The 18398-nt window shown below is 46.8% G+C and carries 8 protein-coding genes and 3 pseudogenes; 3 read left to right on the top strand and 8 right to left on the bottom strand.

Translation table 11 applies throughout. The features are described 5' to 3' along the window. Nucleotides 1-78: 78 nt before the first annotated feature. Nucleotides 79-3417: pseudogene (locus tag JCM10914_RS13145) on the bottom strand (DUF5107 domain-containing protein). Nucleotides 3418-3583: 166 nt separating this feature from the next. On the opposite strand from JCM10914_RS13145, the gene JCM10914_RS13140 reads away from it, so the two are divergent. Beyond that, the gene (locus JCM10914_RS13140) at nt 3584-4477 is read left to right on the top strand and encodes an AraC family transcriptional regulator (RefSeq protein ID WP_036718071.1); all 894 of its coding nucleotides are present in this window, start codon (nt 3584-3586) and stop codon (nt 4475-4477) included. Between the two features lie 90 nt (nt 4478-4567). On the opposite strand, the gene JCM10914_RS13135 is transcribed toward JCM10914_RS13140, so the two are convergent. From JCM10914_RS13135 to JCM10914_RS13120, 4 genes and pseudogenes are all read right to left on the bottom strand, one after another. After that, nucleotides 4568-6679, bottom strand: a complete 2112-nt coding sequence (locus tag JCM10914_RS13135) for an alpha-galactosidase (RefSeq protein WP_023961624.1) — start codon at nt 6677-6679, stop codon at nt 4568-4570. 93 nt (nt 6680-6772) lie between these two features. Then, nucleotides 6773-8376, bottom strand: a pseudogene (locus JCM10914_RS13130) (ABC transporter substrate-binding protein). 279 nt (nt 8377-8655) lie between these two features. Continuing rightward, nucleotides 8656-10332, bottom strand: coding sequence for a sensor histidine kinase (locus JCM10914_RS13125; protein ID WP_023961620.1), 1677 nt, complete (start codon nt 10330-10332; stop codon nt 8656-8658). After that, nucleotides 10310-11851 (bottom strand): response regulator, encoded by a 1542-nt coding sequence (locus tag JCM10914_RS13120; RefSeq protein WP_023961618.1) that lies wholly within the window; start codon nt 11849-11851, stop codon nt 10310-10312. The genes JCM10914_RS13125 and JCM10914_RS13120 overlap by 23 nt, the downstream gene beginning before the upstream one ends. Nucleotides 11852-12025: 174 nt before the next feature. Here JCM10914_RS13120 and JCM10914_RS13115 point away from each other — a divergent pair, with 174 nt between their 5' ends. Both JCM10914_RS13115 and JCM10914_RS13110 read left to right on the top strand, forming a co-directional pair. Next, on the top strand, nt 12026-13003 hold the full coding sequence (locus JCM10914_RS13115; protein ID WP_023961616.1) for a sugar ABC transporter permease: 978 nt from the start codon (nt 12026-12028) through the stop codon (nt 13001-13003). Between the two features lie 18 nt (nt 13004-13021). After that, nucleotides 13022-13913, top strand: a pseudogene (locus JCM10914_RS13110) (carbohydrate ABC transporter permease). 711 nt (nt 13914-14624) lie between these two features. Here the strand turns inward: JCM10914_RS13110 and JCM10914_RS13105 are convergent. The 3 genes from JCM10914_RS13105 to JCM10914_RS13095 all read right to left on the bottom strand — a co-directional run bounded on the left by JCM10914_RS13105 (nt 14625) and on the right by JCM10914_RS13095 (nt 18282). Further along, nucleotides 14625-15773, bottom strand: coding sequence for an ImmA/IrrE family metallo-endopeptidase (locus JCM10914_RS13105; protein WP_023961612.1), 1149 nt, complete (start codon nt 15771-15773; stop codon nt 14625-14627). A 15-nt stretch (nt 15774-15788) separates the two neighbouring features. Then, complete coding sequence (locus tag JCM10914_RS13100; protein ID WP_023961610.1) at nt 15789-16493, bottom strand: hypothetical protein; 705 nt, start codon at nt 16491-16493, stop codon at nt 15789-15791. A 331-nt stretch (nt 16494-16824) separates the two neighbouring features. After that, nucleotides 16825-18282, bottom strand: a complete 1458-nt coding sequence (locus JCM10914_RS13095; protein ID WP_023961608.1) for a DUF6602 domain-containing protein — start codon at nt 18280-18282, stop codon at nt 16825-16827. Between the last annotated feature and the right edge of the window lie 116 nt (nt 18283-18398).

The following is an 18398-nucleotide window of genomic DNA, read 5'->3' as shown; positions in this document are numbered from 1 at the left end:
GTAGTCCATGTAACACCCGGAATGCACAAATTCTCAAGGACCGCACTTAACGGTCCTTGAGAATCAAGTGTGAATCCCTTAAATAGATGCCTCGCAAAGCTCCAGATGCTGAGCAGCCCCCTGATGATGCGGCTCCAGCTTGAGCGCCTGCTTCAAATGCTGCTCCGCCTCCTGCCGCTCACCCAAGCCGAGATGACCAAGCCCCATCATATAATGGCAATGAATCTCGTTTCTTCGGTCCAAATCCTCGTCGAACACAAGGAAGTCCGGCAGCGATACGGCAAAATAGTCAATGCTCTGCGACTCAAATATATGCTTCTCCCCATAATCAATCAGCTTGTTAAAGCGGCTTCGCGCCTCAAGTTCTCTGCCCAACCGTCTAAGCGCAGCCCCTTGATAAAAGATCATGTGCGGCGGCTGATCATTGTAGTACATTGCGCCTGTCGGCTCATCCAGACCCTCGGATGCTCGCAAGAAGGACGTCTCAGCCTCTTCGGATCGGTCAAGCCCCTCATAGGCACAGCCCAAGTAGTAGTCGATGTTATTCTCTTGCGCGCCCGTGAGCTTGCCTTCATTGATGTTGAGCGGATACTGCTTGGCTGCAAGCAGCTGGTTCACGGCTTCCTCATAGCGATTCTCCTGAAGTAGACGCTTCGCGATCTCCACCCGAGCGAATACGTATTGGGTTGGAACCTTGCCCTCGCCGCCTTCCCAAGGATGGAAGTGACGTTTCAGAATCAATGCCATTGCATCCTCGTAACGATCCAGCGTATTGTGCAGCGTCACGTACTCCAGATATAAGTCATCACGAAGCTCTACGAGCTCCATGTGCTCCTCCATCGCTTTCAAGCGATCAACAGCCGCATGGCCTAGCTTCTTATACAGTTGGTCCAGTTCATAGAAGACCCTTGCGTCTGCCGTGTTAAGTGAGAACGCTTTTTGCAAGGAGGCCAAAGCTTTGTCGTGATCCTGGTTTTTGTTATAGTAAGCCAGCGCCAGATTTCGATGCGGCGTAGCAAAGCTGTCATCCAGAGCGACCGAAGCCTCCCAACTGCCGATGGCTTCCTGATAACGTTTCTTGTCGTACAGCAAATTTCCTAAATAGTACAAGGCCTTTGAGTCCTGGGGATATACCTCAAGTGCTTGCTTCAACGTCACATAGTCATGCACGGAATTCGGAAAGCAGTATGACGGATCGCCCTCCGCGGCCTTTCGATAATAGCTGATGCCTCTTCCACTTCATTCCGTTTCATATGGTAGCTGCCCTGATAGTAATGAACCATTGGGTATACTCCCTGCCCCGTGCGACGTTCTAAACGCTGCAAGATATCTAACGCATCTGCATAATGCCCGGCATCTGCATAGTCTTGGGCAAGGACGATATAATGGTGCGGGTCGTCACGCATGAGCTGCAAGAGGGATTCATAGGCACGCTGACTTGTCTCCTCTTGCTTCTGTTCACGATATACGATCATCAACTCGTTCCTCGCACTCGCATCCATAGGATCCATCTTGATCGTTTCCTGAAGCCACAACTCCGCATCAGCCAAGCGTCCCAACCTTCTTAAAATCATGCTCTTGAGATGGCGCGCTTTGTAATTCCGGTACTGGGCAGCAAGGGACCGCTCGATGAGTTCGATCGCTTCCCCATACTCCTCCTTCTCGCAGGCAATCTGCGCTAAAGCCAGATATCCGGCACCTTGCCAGGCTCCCGACCAAACGGATTTGTAAAAATAGGCGTATGCTTCATCAAGACGTCCCTGCCATTTCAGGCTTTGCCCAAATGATAGAACGGCTCGCTGTCATACGGACGCGCGTTATGGCGAGTCAGGGTCTCGATGGCCTTCTTGAAATAAACCTCGCTCTGTTCAAGGCAACCCCTACGCAGCAGCAGCAAGCCGTAAGCATTGTTCAATCTCACGTCCCCCGCATCGCGTCGCAGCCCTTCCAAATAGTAGGCTTCCGGCTCATAGGTGGCATGCCGGTACTGCTCCAGATGCTGCCCTGCCAAGTAAAGAGCCTCGGTATTCTTCAAGTCCTCCGGTGCTCCGATCGCTGTGGCAGGGTCCGGTGTTCTCTCCAAGGTACGCGGCTTGGGTTGGTATGAGATCAGTTCACTGCCGTCCGCAGCGTAAACAGCTAGCCTCATATTCTCTTCACTTACATCTGCATCCAGTTCGATCACAGTCTTGAAGGTATCGGTCGGTGACAGTTTAACCTTCCGATCCAAATACGTGCGTCCCGCCCCGGTCAATAATATACGTGCCTCTTCTCTAACCGAGGTGGCATAGGCATGTACGACGGCCTGCTTGCCCTGGATTTCCAGGTTGACAGCAGCATCAATCGAAGCGTTCTTCACCATTCCGATATCTTTATACGGCATGAAGTACTGATTGAAACTCTTCTCCTCATAAGGCGCAAGCCAGGTGAAATCGGGCTGATTGTCGGTGTACACACCGGTCATAAGTTCAATATACGGTCCGTCTTCATCGGTCAGATTACGATCCCAGGCTTGACCAAATTCACCGTGACCCCACGTCCACTGTTTTTTGCCGGGGGAAATATGTTTATTGGCGACATGCAAAATCCCTGCGTCCAAGCGTGATCATAACCGCCCACGAAATCGTAATCCGAATGGTAAGCCATATAAGAAGTTGGTACCGGGATGTTACGGTACTTGGAAATATCTACGCCAGCCGAATAATCCTGTTTATAATACGTACCGGTTGCGATCGGGAACTTGGACACATCCCGTTTGCCATGGTCGAAGACCGCATGGACATCCGGGGGAAACACGGACTGGGTGTGATCATTGACGGCCACGGCTGGATTCGCCCACCACAGGAAGGTCTGCGGCTCGGAGGTGCGATTGTACATCTGGGCATGAATTTCCAGATAAGCTTTGCCCGGATAGAGCGTGAACCCGGTGGACACTTTCGTCCCATACATCCGGTCGATTTCGCCGACCCACACCGTCTTGCTGCCATCCGGATTCTCCTCGATTCTCCAATCCACCTCGCCATAAGTGTTCGGACGGTGATGCTGAGGCCAGTTAAACTCGATTCCCCCGGAAATCCAGGGGCCCGCAAGGCCGACCAAAGCCGGTTTGATGACTTGATTGTGGTACACAAAATCATAGTTGTTGGTTTTGTCGATGGCTCGGTAGATGCGTCCGCCGATCTGCGGCATGATCTGAATCTGCACGTACTCATTTTCAAGGAAAATGATCTGGTAAGGTTTCAATACTTTTTCATCGTGAATTTTATCAATAACCGGCAGCGGGTATACTCGCCCCGAACTTCCCTGATAAACGCGTTTCTCCAGAAACATGGGGTTCCGGTCAGGTTCGCCCACCTCATACGTGGGGATCTCTACGGTCTTCTCCCATACGCTAACTTGCGCTGGTTTTGTGGTCATGATGATCATCCCTTTCTATTTCGTAAACTCGGCTGCTTCTGTCTCTATCTTATAGGGCCGGGTTGGCAAGAGCCATTGACGATCTCATGTTCATGATGGATTATATTCTGATTATTGCGCATGTCATTCGGTTGACAAAATCCAACCCGCAAATCATAGTAGAAGTATGGATACCCTACGAAAATCAGACGGATTTCAGTCCCAGAAAATTATTGTCCTGCCGGATCATATTATGAAGGAAGCTGCCCAGCATCCGCTGGTACATCCCCTGCATGTGACGGATATCGGATATTTCCCGCGTGCGCTACATCATTATCGGGAACGACCGGAGGGCAGTGGAGCTTACATCGTTATGTATTGCGTGGAAGGAGAAGGCTGGTACCGGTTGAACGGTAATAAAACATATCGACTGCTCAAGGGCCAAGTCGTTGTCATTCCGCCTGGTACTCCGCATGAATATGCCTCTGCGGAGAATCATCCCTGGAGTATTTACTGGTGGCATATGAAGGGAGCGCATGCCGAAGTTTTTTTCGAAGGCTATAGCGACACCGCCGAGCCCACTGTCATTGCCGTTGATAAGTCACGACAGATCGTCGAGTTGTTCCAGGAGAGTTATGATCTATTGCAAAAAGGATATACGCTGAACCATATCATCCATGTCGCGCAGTTAACGGGCCACTTGGCGGCCATCCTCCGGCTCGCTCAGCTCCAGCCGCAGCGGGGGCATCAACAGCAACGCAAGCACGATATGGACGAGACGCTGCGCTACATGACCGAGCATCTGGAGCGCAATGTAAGCCTGAAGGAACTTGCCGCAGCGGCCAATCTATCGATTCCCCACTTTACATCTCGGTTCAAGGAGGCGACGGGCTACTCCCCCATTGATTACTACCTGCGCCTTAAGATCCAGCTTGCCTGCCAGCATCTGGACCTGACCGGCCAGAGCATCAAGGAGATCAGCCACCGCCTCGGGTTCCAGGACCCCTACTACTTCTCGCGGCTGTTCAAGAAAATCATGGGAAAATCCCCTTCCGAGTACCGAGATACCCGGAAGGGGTGATTTTTCACAATGATACACCCTTTAATCAGGATCATCCTAATATCTAAAAAAGCGCCGTATAGCCGGAAGGCAATACGACGCTTTTTGCATTTAATTCAACTTCTGGATCCGATAAACCAAACTATCGAAATCGCCGCGAAGGGGCAGCTCGATTCCGATGTTCATTAAGGCCCTGCCGCTCCACGTGCCCGGCAATCCTTCAATGGCATACGATTGATCGGCTTGCAGTCCCGTAAGCCGTAATCTCGGTAACGGTTCGCCCAGCTTCTGACTGTGCAGGAACGCAAACAGAACGTTGTCGCTTCCATCCTCACTGCCATACTGCACAGCTGTTACCCCTTTATGTTGAAGCGAGGACAAGCGATATTGGCTGCCGAACTGCACCAGATGACGAATGGACTTGTACAGCGCAACATACTCGGCTGATTGCTCAATCAGCTCATCACTCCATTCATTCAGGTTGGAGCCGATCCCGAGCGTCCCCATCATCGAGCTGTGGAACCGATATTTCAGAGATACCTCTCTCTTATTCATGCCGGTCGGGGACTCCGTTACCCAGCAGGTCATCATCCGCGGTGCATACGTATACGAGAAGCCTTCCTGGATACTGAGACGGTCAAAGGCATCGGTGTTATCGCTCGGCCAAGATTGGTCGGCATACCGGAAGATTCCGAGGTCAATACGCGCACCGCCCCCGGCACAGGTCTCAAACGCCACATGCGGGAATTTGCGCCGCAGCTCCGCCCAAATCTCGTATATGCTCTGTACGTGACGAATCCATATCTCCTTCTGCCGATGAAGCGGATGATCCTTCATGCCAGGTTCTGTCACCGTGCGATTCATATCCCATTTAATGAACTTAATGTCGTGCTTCTCCAGCAGGTCGGTCATAAACTGCAGAATGTAAGCCTTAACCTCCGGCTTCGAAACGTTCAGCAGTAGCTGATTGCGAAGCTCGGACCGCTTCCGCGTCTCGAAATGGTACACCCAATCCGGATGCTCACGGTACAGATCGCTGTCCGGATTGACCGCTTCGGGCTCTACCCAGATTCCGAATTCCATCCCGAGCTCATGTACCTTGTCGATCAGTTCGCCGAGCCCATTCGGGAATTTGTCCTGGTTCACGAACCAATCGCCTAGCCCCGCCCGGTCATGATTCCGCTGCCCGAACCAGCCGTCATCCACAACAAACAGCTCAACGCCCATGCGCGCCGCTCGCTCGGCAAGCGCCATCTGATCTTTGGCATTGACATCGAAATACGTCGCTTCCCATGAGTTATACAGCACCGGTCTGGTTTCACTGCTAGGCAGAACATCCGAATACTGATAACGATGCAGTTGACGACTCATCCCGCCAAAGCCGCCGCTGCTGTATCCACCGACAAAGCTTGGCGCTTCGAAGACTTCTCCCGCTTCCAGTACCCACTCACTATCAAAGTCATTAATGCCTCCGGTCACCCGGACATGATCGAATACCGTCCGCTCCGCCGTAATCTTCCAGTTCCCGCTCCAGGCCAGCGCGCCGAACCATACCTGTCCATTCGATTCAGTCGCTTGTCCGTCATCCATCGCAAACCATGGGTTGGCATGGCTATCCGTAAAGCCTCTGCGGGACTCCAGCACCGTCTTCCCTTCACTGAGGAAGGTATTCCGCAGTTGGAACTCACCGGACCATTTTCCCGTCACATGCGTCAGACGATATTCTGCCAGGTAAGGCATGACCCAAGCGGCGGACTGCACATTTTCCAGAACGATATCCGCCTCGCCGCGATTCACGATCCGGGCCGAACGTTCAATCAGGTCATGTTCGGGGATTACCCGGTAAGCGAGCTGAACCTCAAGCGGATATACGTCATCCTTCATCGTGATGATCAGAGTCTTCCTGCCATCTAGCTCCACGGTCTCATGCCCGGCATAACGAACAGACAAATCACGCACCCCGTCAGGCATGCGAACCTTCAGGCTGGGCTCGCTGTATTTGACCCCGCCCCAGAAGCTGTATTCCTCTACCTCGGAGTGCACTTCCGCGTCAAACGAACTGTGCGATCTCGGCTGAAGCAGCGGTGCCGCATCTTCAATCTCGACAGGCGATCCCCAATAGAGGTGCTGCAAGCTTCCTTCTTCGTTAATTCCAAATAGATAGGTGCTGTTATTCGTCTGAATCGCAAACAAGCGATGCTGATCTTGATATTGTATAGTCATTGAATATCACCCTTCCAGTGCACGTTGATGTTTGTTGAATTATAAAGAAAAGGGAGAGTCAAAAGAAGCATCTTTTGACTCTCCTTAACCAGCTTACTTATCCCACAATGCTTGTCGTTTGTTATAATTGTCCGTATAAATCTCTTCCAGTTTAGCTAGTCCTGCTGCCTCTACCTCCGCCATCATCTGGTTATAGGACTCCTCCACTTGACTCTCGGATGGAGACAAGGCCATTTTCAGGAAATACGAGTTAATGGTATCATTCACCTTTGTCTCCATAATGGCCTCTGGCGTTCCGCCTGCAGGTCCCAGGTTATCATAAGGTGCTGTATCAAACGACGTGTCCGCCAGATTCTTGATTGCCAGTTCCGTTACCGGATCCGTCTGATATCGACCCATCAGGTCATAAGGGGTTCCATCTTCGCCAGGACCGTTCTTGATCATCCAAGTCCACTTGCGGATGCCCGTTGTGCGAGAAGCTTCATCCCAGTTCCGCTGGAAATCATCGAGCACTTCTTGTCTTGGAACATGTTTGCCGTCCTTCATATCCCAATGCTCGCCTTCAATCCCCCACATCAACAGGTACTGACCTTCTTCACTTGCTAGGAAATCCAGCAGTTTCATCGTTCTGACCGGATCCTTGTTGGAGCGGCTGATGGCGACGCCATCCCATCCTAGGGAGCTCTTCGGTCCGTAGGTTGTCTCGTCAGCCTTCACGCCTGGTGCAAGTACTTTATATTGATAGAATTGACGCTCATCCTCAGTTGCCTTATCGGTTGCTTCGGCTTTGAGGAGCGTATTCGCATTCCCGACATTCCACAGCGCTTCTGCCGTTGCAAACACATTCCCGTTACCTAGCTTCTGCTCGTATTGCTTGGTCTTCATCGTAGCCCATTCCTTATCCAGTAGCCCTTTACGGTACAAGGAATTCAGGAATTTGACCATCTCAAGATAGCGCGGATCACGAATGTCCTTCTTCAGTTCCCCATTCGTTTCGTAATACGGCATCATGCCGTACATCCCTTTGAGACTACCGGATACGCTTCCGATATTCTCGCCGTTGAGTGCCATCGGAATGCTCGCATTACCATCGATGGTCGGATATTCCTCTTTGAATTTCACAAGCAATTCTTCGAACTCCTCCGCCGTGAACGGCTCCCCGTTATCGACCTTAGCGCCGACACCAAGCTCCTTCAAAATATCCTTACGCATCATGAAGCCGAACACCGGGTACTCTTCCAGACCGTACCAGTTGGAGAAGTAATAATTGTTGCCGTCCTCGTTTCTCGTTCTGGTTAACGTATCGCCGTACATTTTCTGAATATTCGGTCCATGCTCTTCGATCAGATCATTCAGCGGGATGACCGCGCCGGAGGTAATGTACTTGTTCATGATATCGCTTCCACGACTCATCAGAATAACATCGGGAAGATCCCCACTGGCTAGCATCAGATTCAGCTTCTCAACCGGATTGCCCGTTGGCTGCTGAATTTCGACGGTAACCCCCGTCTTCTCTGTGATGACTTGCGCCACCGGATTCGTAAAGGCATCCCCCGTATTCTGGTCAAACCAGGTTAATGTAATGGGTGCGTTACCGTCATCATCGCCACCGCCCGTTGCCGACTGTGGCTGCCGCCGCATGCCGAAAGCGTTGTCATAACGAGCGCTGCTGCCAGCATTAATTTTAGTTTCTTCATTCCCTGAACCCCTTTCTAAGGTCGTCATATTCATCTGATTGAATATAGCTATAATTGTAAAAATCGGGAGTTCAATGTTCTATAACGCAATCTTACAATTCATAGTGCAAAGTGTCTGTCATTCCAATTGTATAGGTTTGCTATCCCGTTGGTTTGCAGGATGCCTATCGGAAATTGCAGGTATACGGATCGTTACCGCGGTCCCGATGCCCAGACGACTAAAGATGCTGACACCATATTCCTCCCCGTAGGTGAGCTTGATGCGGTCATCTACATTTTTCACGCCATACCCGGATAGATTATCCGATTTGTCAAAGGTTGATCCAACTGTTCAGTTGTCATCCCAATCCCATCATCGATAACCTGGAGCAAGATGTCCTCCCCGTCACGCTTCACCTTCAGGATAATGTTGATCCCCGATTCGTCCCATATGGCATGATTGATACAGTTCTCGATGAACGGTTGCAGAATGAGCTTGATCGTCGTGGTTCCAAATAACTGCTCATCCAGATCATAATGCATATGCAGCTTATCCCGAAACCGTATCTTCTGAATCGCAACATAGTTCTTCACCAAGTTGATCTCCTGCTCCATTAGAATGATGCGCTTTCCCTTATTCAGCGAGACTCTGTAATACTTAGCCAGATAATTGACCATCTGATACACCGGCATGGCCCCTTCCTTAATAGCCAATGATGATATCGAGGACAATGTATTGTACAGAAAATGGGGGTTGATCTGCGCTTGAAGTATGTTCAGCTCCGACTCCTTCCTTGCGATCTCCTTCTCATACACATCGTGAATCAAAGTCTCAATCGTGGACGCCATCTTATTGAAAGCAAATGAAACCTGGCCGATTTCATCATGTCCCATCGATTTGATCGACAACCGGAAATCCCCGCGTTCCACCCTCCGGATCTGTTGCAGCAGTACCTCAATTCGCTTGGTCATGACCTTGGTCGTAAAATAGAGCAGCAGGATCGCAATGAGAATCGCCACCGCAGAATACCAGATGATATTCTTGGTCGCTTGATTCGTATTGGCCAGCAGTTCGTCATAAGGCACGGTGATAACCGTAAACCAGCCATTGCTCAGCTTTTTATATGTGAAGAAACGCTCCTGCCCATCGATCCGAATATCGAAATTACCAGCATCATCTGTCAGCTTCTCTTGAATGGGAAATACAGCAAATAGATCGTTGGACTTGAACTCCTGATCCCCCGTACTGATCACGCCACCGTTCTCGTCGATGATATAGACGCTCTTGTTATAATTCTCCATCTTGATCAAGGAGTAGAATTCGTTATCGTTAATGTCCATGGTCAGCATCCCGTAGGGATGCTGCAAGCTGAAGTAGCTTAAAGAACGGGCAATGGTAATATAGGCATCGTCGGCTAAGGAATCCCCGGAATGGAAATACATCGTATTTCCGGCAGCCTGAAGGATCTGTTCCTTCATCGATGGAGGCATCTCTTGCGTATACTTGACGTATTGGCCGTCGGAATACAAGGTTTGGTTATCCGTATAGATTGTAATGCCCAGAATGTTGGCGTTCAGGGTCATCTGGGACGACAGCGTCCGGTTGATGTATTCGAAGGCATCCAGATAATAGTACGCCTGCTCATAATCGGTCGATAGATAATTGCGGAGTTGCGCATCCATATAGAAAATGTTCGACAGCTGATGGTAATACTCCAGTCGTTTCTCCACGTTCGTATTAATCTGTGCCAACGATCCGTTCAACGCCGTATAGGTATGTTCTGTAATCGTGCTGCGGGTCGAAGTATACGAGTAATAGATCAGCAGCGAGAACGGCAGAATGATCACGATCAGGAAGATGAAAAAGAACTTGTGCCGGAGCCGCCAATTGGAATAAGCGCGCTTGTGACCAAACGGGAAGGAGCGTGCCAGGCGGCCGAGCCAAGTGAGCGGTTTACATGTGTTTGCGGTATTCATTAGGCGTGACTCCTTGGCTCTTCAGGAATAAGGAAATGAAGTAGGACGTGCTCTCGTAGCCGACTCTTTGGGCGATATCCTGCACTTTAAGCGACTCATCCGCCAGCAGTTCCTTGGCTTTATTCAACCGGATTCTCGTTAAATAATCATGGATCGTCATGCCGGTCTTCTCTTTGAAGATGGAACGCAAGTAGTTGGGCGAGAGATATACTTGATCGGACAGACTGTTGATGGTAATGGATTGATGGAAGGTCTGATCGATGGTCGTTCGAACCTGATGCACCAGCCTCGCATTCTTGTCCATGAACCGGTGTTCGAGCGTATCGATTGCATGCTCTGCATACGCCATCACGATGCCCTCGATTTCAATAATGGTGCGACACTGATAGATCGAGTGATACAGCTCTGCCCGCTTATGACTCTCCGTCATCGGTTCATGAATCTGCTCCAGCAGGCGTTCCACCAGACCAATTGCAAAGTCACACACCTCCGTTTTTGTAATCCGCAGCATAACCAGCCGCTTGAAATACTCCCGCAGCTTCTGTGCGGCTTGTTCGGATGCCAGCTGATGTATGTCTTCGAAATAAGCCGTATCTTGAAACGGCGGGATCTGCCGACTGCCCAGCTGCCGCTGCACATCCTTGGCGTATATCACTCTTCCATTCCCGACGTAGAACATCTCATCGAGCATGAACCTTGTCTCTTGATAGCTATTCTGGATTCGTGACAGCTCCTCCGGCTCCTCGTTCACTGCTGCTGTAATGGTAAAGCCAAGCTTCTCCTGCATCTGCTTCAGCACATCCTCCCACGCAAATCGGCTCAGATGGTTGGATGAATCCATGAAGATGCCAAGCTCTCCTTCCCGGCAGACGACAAAGTCAGCTTGCAGCTTCTTATCCACAAGCCACTCCTCCATATAGGAGTGAAGGCGTGTCATACCATCTTCAAGGGACAAGCCCGGCACCGTACCACTCGGACTGTCCATGCTCAGCAGCGTAAGCGTATAGGTTTTTGGCTCCGTATGGCGGGACAGCTTCTGGTAGCTGCCTGCAAGATTGATTAATCGTTCCTCGTCCTTCTCAAAGATCATCTCTCTTAAAATATTGGATTTCGTTACACGAATCGAGCGGTTCTTCATCCGCACTTCCTCGCAGCGCTGTTTCACTTTCTCGATAACGCTTACAATTTCGCTCAGATCAAGCGGCTTTAATAAATAGCCGACCGCTCCCACATTCAAGGCTGACTTCACATAATTAAATTCATCATGTCCGGTCAAGAATACGAATTGAATCCAGTCAAACTGCTCACTCACCTGCTTAGCCATTTCAAGCCCGTTCATCACAGGCATCTGGACATCGGTCAATACGATATCAGGCTGGATCACCTCGATCTTCTCCAATGCATCCTTACCGTTCAGGGCTGTTCCGGCGACATATATCCCCATCTCTTCCCAGCGAATATAGTCTCTGATCATCTCAAGTTCAAGCTCTTCGTCATCCACTAGAAAAATGCTATACATGTTCACTACCCCCTGTGTCAGCTTATCCCTTAATATTATAGCGATTTCGTCATTATAACTATGGGAACATACAATGTAAGTTATTTTCAAGCATCTTTCGTTACATTGTCATATCGACACTCATTTTTTCGGAGTCTTATAATTTTAGATAACTTGAGATGCGAGGTGCCCCATATGAAACCTGCTACAACTTTACAGACGCGGAGTGACCTGAATCTTAGTCCTCCCCGAAAAAACCGCTGGACCATTCTAAAGCAGCAGAAGTATTTATTCCTGATGATGCTGCCCGGTTTGATCTGGGCGATTATTTTCGCGTATACACCCATGGTCGGTTTATACATGTCGTTTGTCAATTACCAGCCGACGCTGGGCGGCTTCTGGTCGACCCTATTTACGAGTGAATTCGTAGGCTTCGAATGGTTCCGTTACTTCTTCAACAACGGCGACTTCTATATCGTCATGCGGAACACGCTGGCTTCAACGCTGATCACGCTACTGTTCTCCTTCCCGATGCCGATCCTGATTGCCATCGCGATTAACGAGATCAAGAGTGTAAGGTTTAAGAAGACGGTGCAAACCGCCTCCTATCTTCCGTATTTCATTTCCTGGGTAATTGCGGCGAACATCATCGTTACCCTGCTGTCATCCGATGGCGCAATAAATGGGATACTAAAGTTCTTCCACATCACCAATGAAAGCGTTTTATTCCTACAGAATGGTCAATACTTCTGGTGGATCGTTGCGCTCGGTAACACGTGGAAGGATATGGGTTACAGCTCGATTATGTATCTGGCGGCGATTTCGTCCATCAACCCAGAGCTGTATGAAGCAGCCAAAGTCGATGGCGCGAACCGATTCAAGCAGATCCGGTTTATCACCCTGCCTCACTTGAAACCGACGATTGTCATTCTGTTGATCCTGGCACTCGGCGGTATTCTGAACGCGGGCTTCGACCAGCATTTCCTGCTGGGTAATGATCTGACGCGGGAATACTCAGATGTACTGTCCACCTATTCGTTCCGCTACGGTATCCAGAACGGCATGTTCTCCTATGCGGCAGCCGTCGGCATGTTCAGCTCCGTGGTCGCTTTCATCATCGTGGTCATCGTTAACTACACGGCGAAGAAGCTGAACGGTCAGTCCCTATTCTAAACATAAGGAGGTCCACCCATGACTAGCAAAAAAACCGCGTCTGAACGTATCTTCGATGCCGCTTTATATGCATTTCTGACTTGCATCTTTATCGTGACCTTCTACCCGTTCTGGAACATCCTGGTCATCTCCTTGAACGATGCGACCGATACAATGCGGGGCAATCTGTACTTCTGGCCGAGAGTGCCGACCATCGAGAGCTACGTGACCATCTTCCGGAATCCGGAAATATGGAACGCGATTAAGGTTACCGTACTCCGGACGGTTGTCGGAACGGCGGCATCCATCTTCTTCATCACCCTGCTCGCCTATCCACTCAGCAAGCGCAGCCTGCTCGGATGGAAATACTTCTCCTTCTTCTTTGTATTCACGATGTATTTCGGCGGCGCTCATTCCAACGTATATGATTATCCGCTCCCTGGGATTGATCGACTCCTTCTGGGTCTACATCTTCCCTGGCCTGATCGGCGTGTTCCTGATGATTCTCGTACGTACCTTCATGGAGCAGATTCCCGGCGAGATCGAAGAATCTTCCAAAATCGACGGTGCCAACGACCTGCAGACGTTCTTCCGCATTATTATGCCGCTGTGCGTGCCGGTGCTCGCCACGATTGGTCTGTTCCTGGCCATCGGCCACTGGAACTCCTGGTATGACTCCTATGTGTATACGTACAAGCCGGAGCTCAAGACCTTGCAGGCCGTCCTGGTGAAGATCCTCAACCAGTTCCAAACCGCCGGCATGATGTCCGACGCCCAGCAGCTGGCCCAGGGCTCCAAGCGAATCCCGGTATCCAGTGAAAGCATTCGGATGGCGGTGACCATGGTCGCCACGCTGCCGATCATTATGGTGTATCCTTTTGTGCAAAGGTACTTTGTGAAGGGGATTATGATGGGGGCTATTAAGAGTTAGAAGTTTTGTGGGGAAAAGAAGAGCGCCCTTACCCGGGAGGGGTAAGGGCGCTTGATCTTTAATTTACAAAGCTAACAATCATATCACAAGCATTATCTATTTGTTATTCTCCTTTGACTTTAGCTTCGAAACTTTATCCCTTCTTGTTTTGCACATCGAATCTCAAATAATCTTTAGTTTTAATTATTAGAGTAAACATCTCATCAATGAGAGGTTCTTGTGAGTCAATAACTAGCTATATTTAATAGATATGACCAGGTTGTGGGATTGTTTTCAAGAGCTGCTTCTGACCAAGGGATCAGTTCATCGGTTTATGTGCGTTTTGCACAGATACGTTGACTTTTCTTTAATTAATTTATTGGTAGCTTTCGAGTTATTATGGAATTTCACACCTTTTCAACTTGATGAATTATGCATTATTTTACAATAGAGCATGGGCGACTACCTTTTTCATTCGTTTTCCTCCCTTCAACGAAAAAAAGCCGATTGCGCTATAATTCAGGCATTCGGCTTTTAAAGAATATTTATATAAAAAGAAAGCGCCCAGCAAGGGACGCTCTCTTAAATATTCATGTTCAGTTAGAATTCAGGGGATGCCTACACCCGCTTAATACCAAAAAGCAGGAAGCCTCTAGTTGGATATAGCAAGAAGCTCTACCAGTATCAATATGCATGCATAAACCTCCGAGGTTTTTTCAGACTCTAAGAGGTTCATGCATCTTTTTGATTGTTAACAATTAGTCTAAGCGTAGGCTCGATCTCCTTAAGTTTAAGTGAACCTTTATCCATGGTACAAAGCATTTCGATAAACTCTCGCGGTACACCACTTTCATTGATAATTTGCAGCTCATTTTTAAAATTATCCTGTAGTAACATCTTTATGCCTTTATTCAACAGAATAGGCTTAGGAACCGGAATCACATCATCTAACGGTTCTTTTGATCTCATCTTGTGAATGGACATTTGCTTCAATAAAGAAGTATATCTGCTCTGATCAATTATCCCTAATTCTTGAGCTCGATATAACATAGCTGCGATTGATACTTTCCAATATTTTTTCAACTCTATAAAGTGAATCAACTTTGTAGAAGTAACTGTCTTTGCAAATGCCTTTGCAGGTAATAGTAATGCGGATGCAAAGCGATTCGCCTGATTCTCAATGATCTTGAATTCCTCTCTTGAGAGGATATCCTGGTTGTGAATATGATTGTGCATCAAGCGATGGCCAATTTCATGAGCCGCATCAAATTGTCTTCTTGCAGCAGACTCCTTATCATTCCCTAAGAAAATATATGGACGCCCTTTTCTGGATTGACAGAACGCGTCTACTTTCAAACTCTCCATATCAATAGAAAAAACAGCAATACCGTTTCGTTCCATAAGATTAACTATATTATTGATAGGATTTTCTCCAAGTCCCCAAAACTGTCTGACATTCTCCGTGAGAATCTCTATAGAATCATCATCCCAATCAGCTTGATCAAATGAAGATAGATCAGGTAAGTTCAGCTCAGGGAATTCAATGTACTTTTGCAGATAATCATATATATATCCTGCAAGCTTTGATTTATTGTATTGAATTTCCTTGTTTTTCTTCGTTGCTGCTGCAGATGCCCTAAAGAAAGTATTACCTATGATATGTTCTTCATAAGTCTTATAGAAAAAACTCTTAGGGAAATCCAACTCCCGTATAATCCCCATCATCGTACCAGGTTTTGGTTCGTTTTCTCCCAGCTCATATTGAGATATAGCTTGTTTAGAAAGGCCTACTCTAGACGCGAGTTCATTAATACTTAGACCTCTTACTAAACGAGCCTCTTTAAGTCTAGCTGGGATGATTCTCTGATCTTCCTTAATCATAATACTTTCCTACTTTCATACTGACGGATCAAATTTCAGCTTTAGAGGGATATCCTCGTCAGTTTGATGCGCTGTCTCCTTAAACGGTATCTTGATATCCTCACTGTTCTCATAAACATTAATCGGCTTAACATTGTCTAAACTATTACTTAATACCATACTCGTAGTATCCTCTAAAAATATCCAGTCCGTATGATCAGGCAGTAACGCACCTTCTCTGATTGAACCATCATGAGGATCATATACAACAATTAGCCCAAAGGGATAATTCTCCGTACCCAACGGATGTATTGCCCGCTGGTATTGAATATCAATATCCGGAGAATCTTCAGGTAATCCTTCCTCAATTAACCTTGGGATATTAGAGACAGAAAAATTCATTCTGTACGTACTGGCACTGTCAAACATGTCTTTTTTAGTTGCTAATGGTAAGACAAGAACAGATATATTCCTTAGCTTTTCTCTTAATACTATGTAAGGATGGAATCCAGACTTTTTCTTCTCAATCTCGATTTGCATGTGCGGATGTTTCTTAATAGAATTAATTACTTCCGTGTTAACAAGGTCATAACGGTTTTTGGGATTCGAAGTATCTGTTTCTATATCAGAAAATAGTTCTAGGTATAGCTGATGTCTCTTAAATCCTGCTTTAATACCATCACATATAACTGTTCTCTGCTCTAAAAGTAGCATACATTTTTGATATATATCCATACTCATAAAAATTGCCCCCCTCGTTAATGTCCTGACTACTAAGATATACCAAAACCATGTTTTTGTCTAGTTATGGTTATATTTATTTTAATTTGTAAAGTTAGAGCTTATTTTATAGTTGATTGTCAACCCATTATGACCAATTCTACATTGCAGTATTACCAAAAAGAGCAGGATATAACTCACCAAGGAGTTCAACCTGCTCTTGAATAAAACCTCTTCGGTTTCCGAATTGTCTTAACTATTACACAGAATCTACAGGTTGGATTGGTATCTCAGCAATAAAAAGTCTCATTCTTTATTACGTAGATACTGTTGTTTTATACACAAATACAGTTTATTCATCTCTACCTTGCATCATCTTTTTAACCCAATTGGTCAGTCTACCTGATTTATTTTCGGCAGCATACCACTTACCGTTAACAGTAACAACCGCACACTGATCAGTCAACAAATAAAATGTATTTTTTTCAAAATTAGTCAGTCTCTTTTCAGAAAGACTCTTAATAAGATCTTCTAGTTTTGCGCCTTTTTGATCCAACCATTTTTGGAATTCCAGTTCCTCTGTATTAAGCTCTTGATGTAAGCAAAGCCAATTGATTATGAACCATTCTACCTCGTCAAGTTCCGCGGGCTTCCACTCCCAAAATAAAGGCTCATGATCTAGTCCTTCTTTCGGGATATAAATATAATTTGTCTCCCAACCTATTTTATCATCGCTTCTTTTAGCCTTAGTCCGCAGAAAAGGATGGAAAGCTTCAAAATCAAGATCTTCGCCAAAGATATCATCGCTAAGGTTATATCTATAGCTCAGCTTTGTCCAAATAAACTCTAGAAGTATTAAAAACGGATTATGTGTTGTTGAACCATAGAAATTCCAGTTACCTTCCCTATCCAGAGGGCTTATATAAGGCATAGCATCCAACTTTGCTAAAACACTGTTATTACATATAATAAGATCGGGAAAGATAGTTGGACTAAATCCCCTAATACCAGAGTTCTTTTCTATATATTTATTAAATGCTTCTCTTAGGGCAAATTCAGACGAATATCCATAATAACCAAATACTATTCTAACCGGCATCATTTCTTCTATTAACAAACTGTGATAAATCATTTGTTCATGCAAAGGCAGTTCTGTCACTTCTTCATAGTCAGGGAGTTCTTTCTGTACTATATGTCTAAATGCATCTCTAAACGCCTTCATATTTAGCAATTCATTGCTAGGGTCAGTAATTGAGTATATTTGCTTCATTTTATTGTAGGCATCTATTAGGTCATCTTGATACAAGTTTTTTTTAACTTCTAGAACTGCAATTACTTGAGAGAGATCATATATAAACTTGCCTGTATACGGAATGGCTTCGCCTTCTCCCTCTACTATCATACAGTCTATTTCATTACTAAAGGTGCCTTCTTCATTTCGTATTTTGCCAGACACAATTCGTATATCTAATCCTTCAAATATAGCTTTATTCAGGAGACTCGCAGTAAGTCCTTCGTACATATCGCCAATTGTAGGACCATGCTTGATTATGCTGTATTTTTTCAATAATTCTTTCTCCTTGTTCATAAGAGAATTCAATAGATCGGCTACTGTTGTAATCAATTTAAATCCACCTCTCAACTGCATTTTTCTTCCAGTATAATATAAAGAGAGAGCGTATGTTTGCTGTGCTAATAATAATATTCTTATACTTTTTAATAGTTTTTGTCGTGCTAAAAAATGCTTAAATTTTAGCTTTCCTGGAACCACCTCTTCTTCTTCGGTGCTCTCTTTTAAGAGTACTCTCACTTAATCCCGATAATTTCAACAACTTTTCTCGTTGTGTGTGTCCTTAGCATCTCAATTGCAGTATCCATTTGTAGCGTAGTATAATTTATTTGTCCACCCTCTATACTCCGATTGTT

This window comes from Paenibacillus sp. JCM 10914 (genome assembly GCF_001315105.1).
Classification (GTDB): Bacteria; Bacillota; Bacilli; order Paenibacillales; family Paenibacillaceae; genus Paenibacillus_AQ.
Note: the sequence above shows the minus strand (reverse complement) of the source record. Positions and strands in the feature narration are given on the sequence as shown.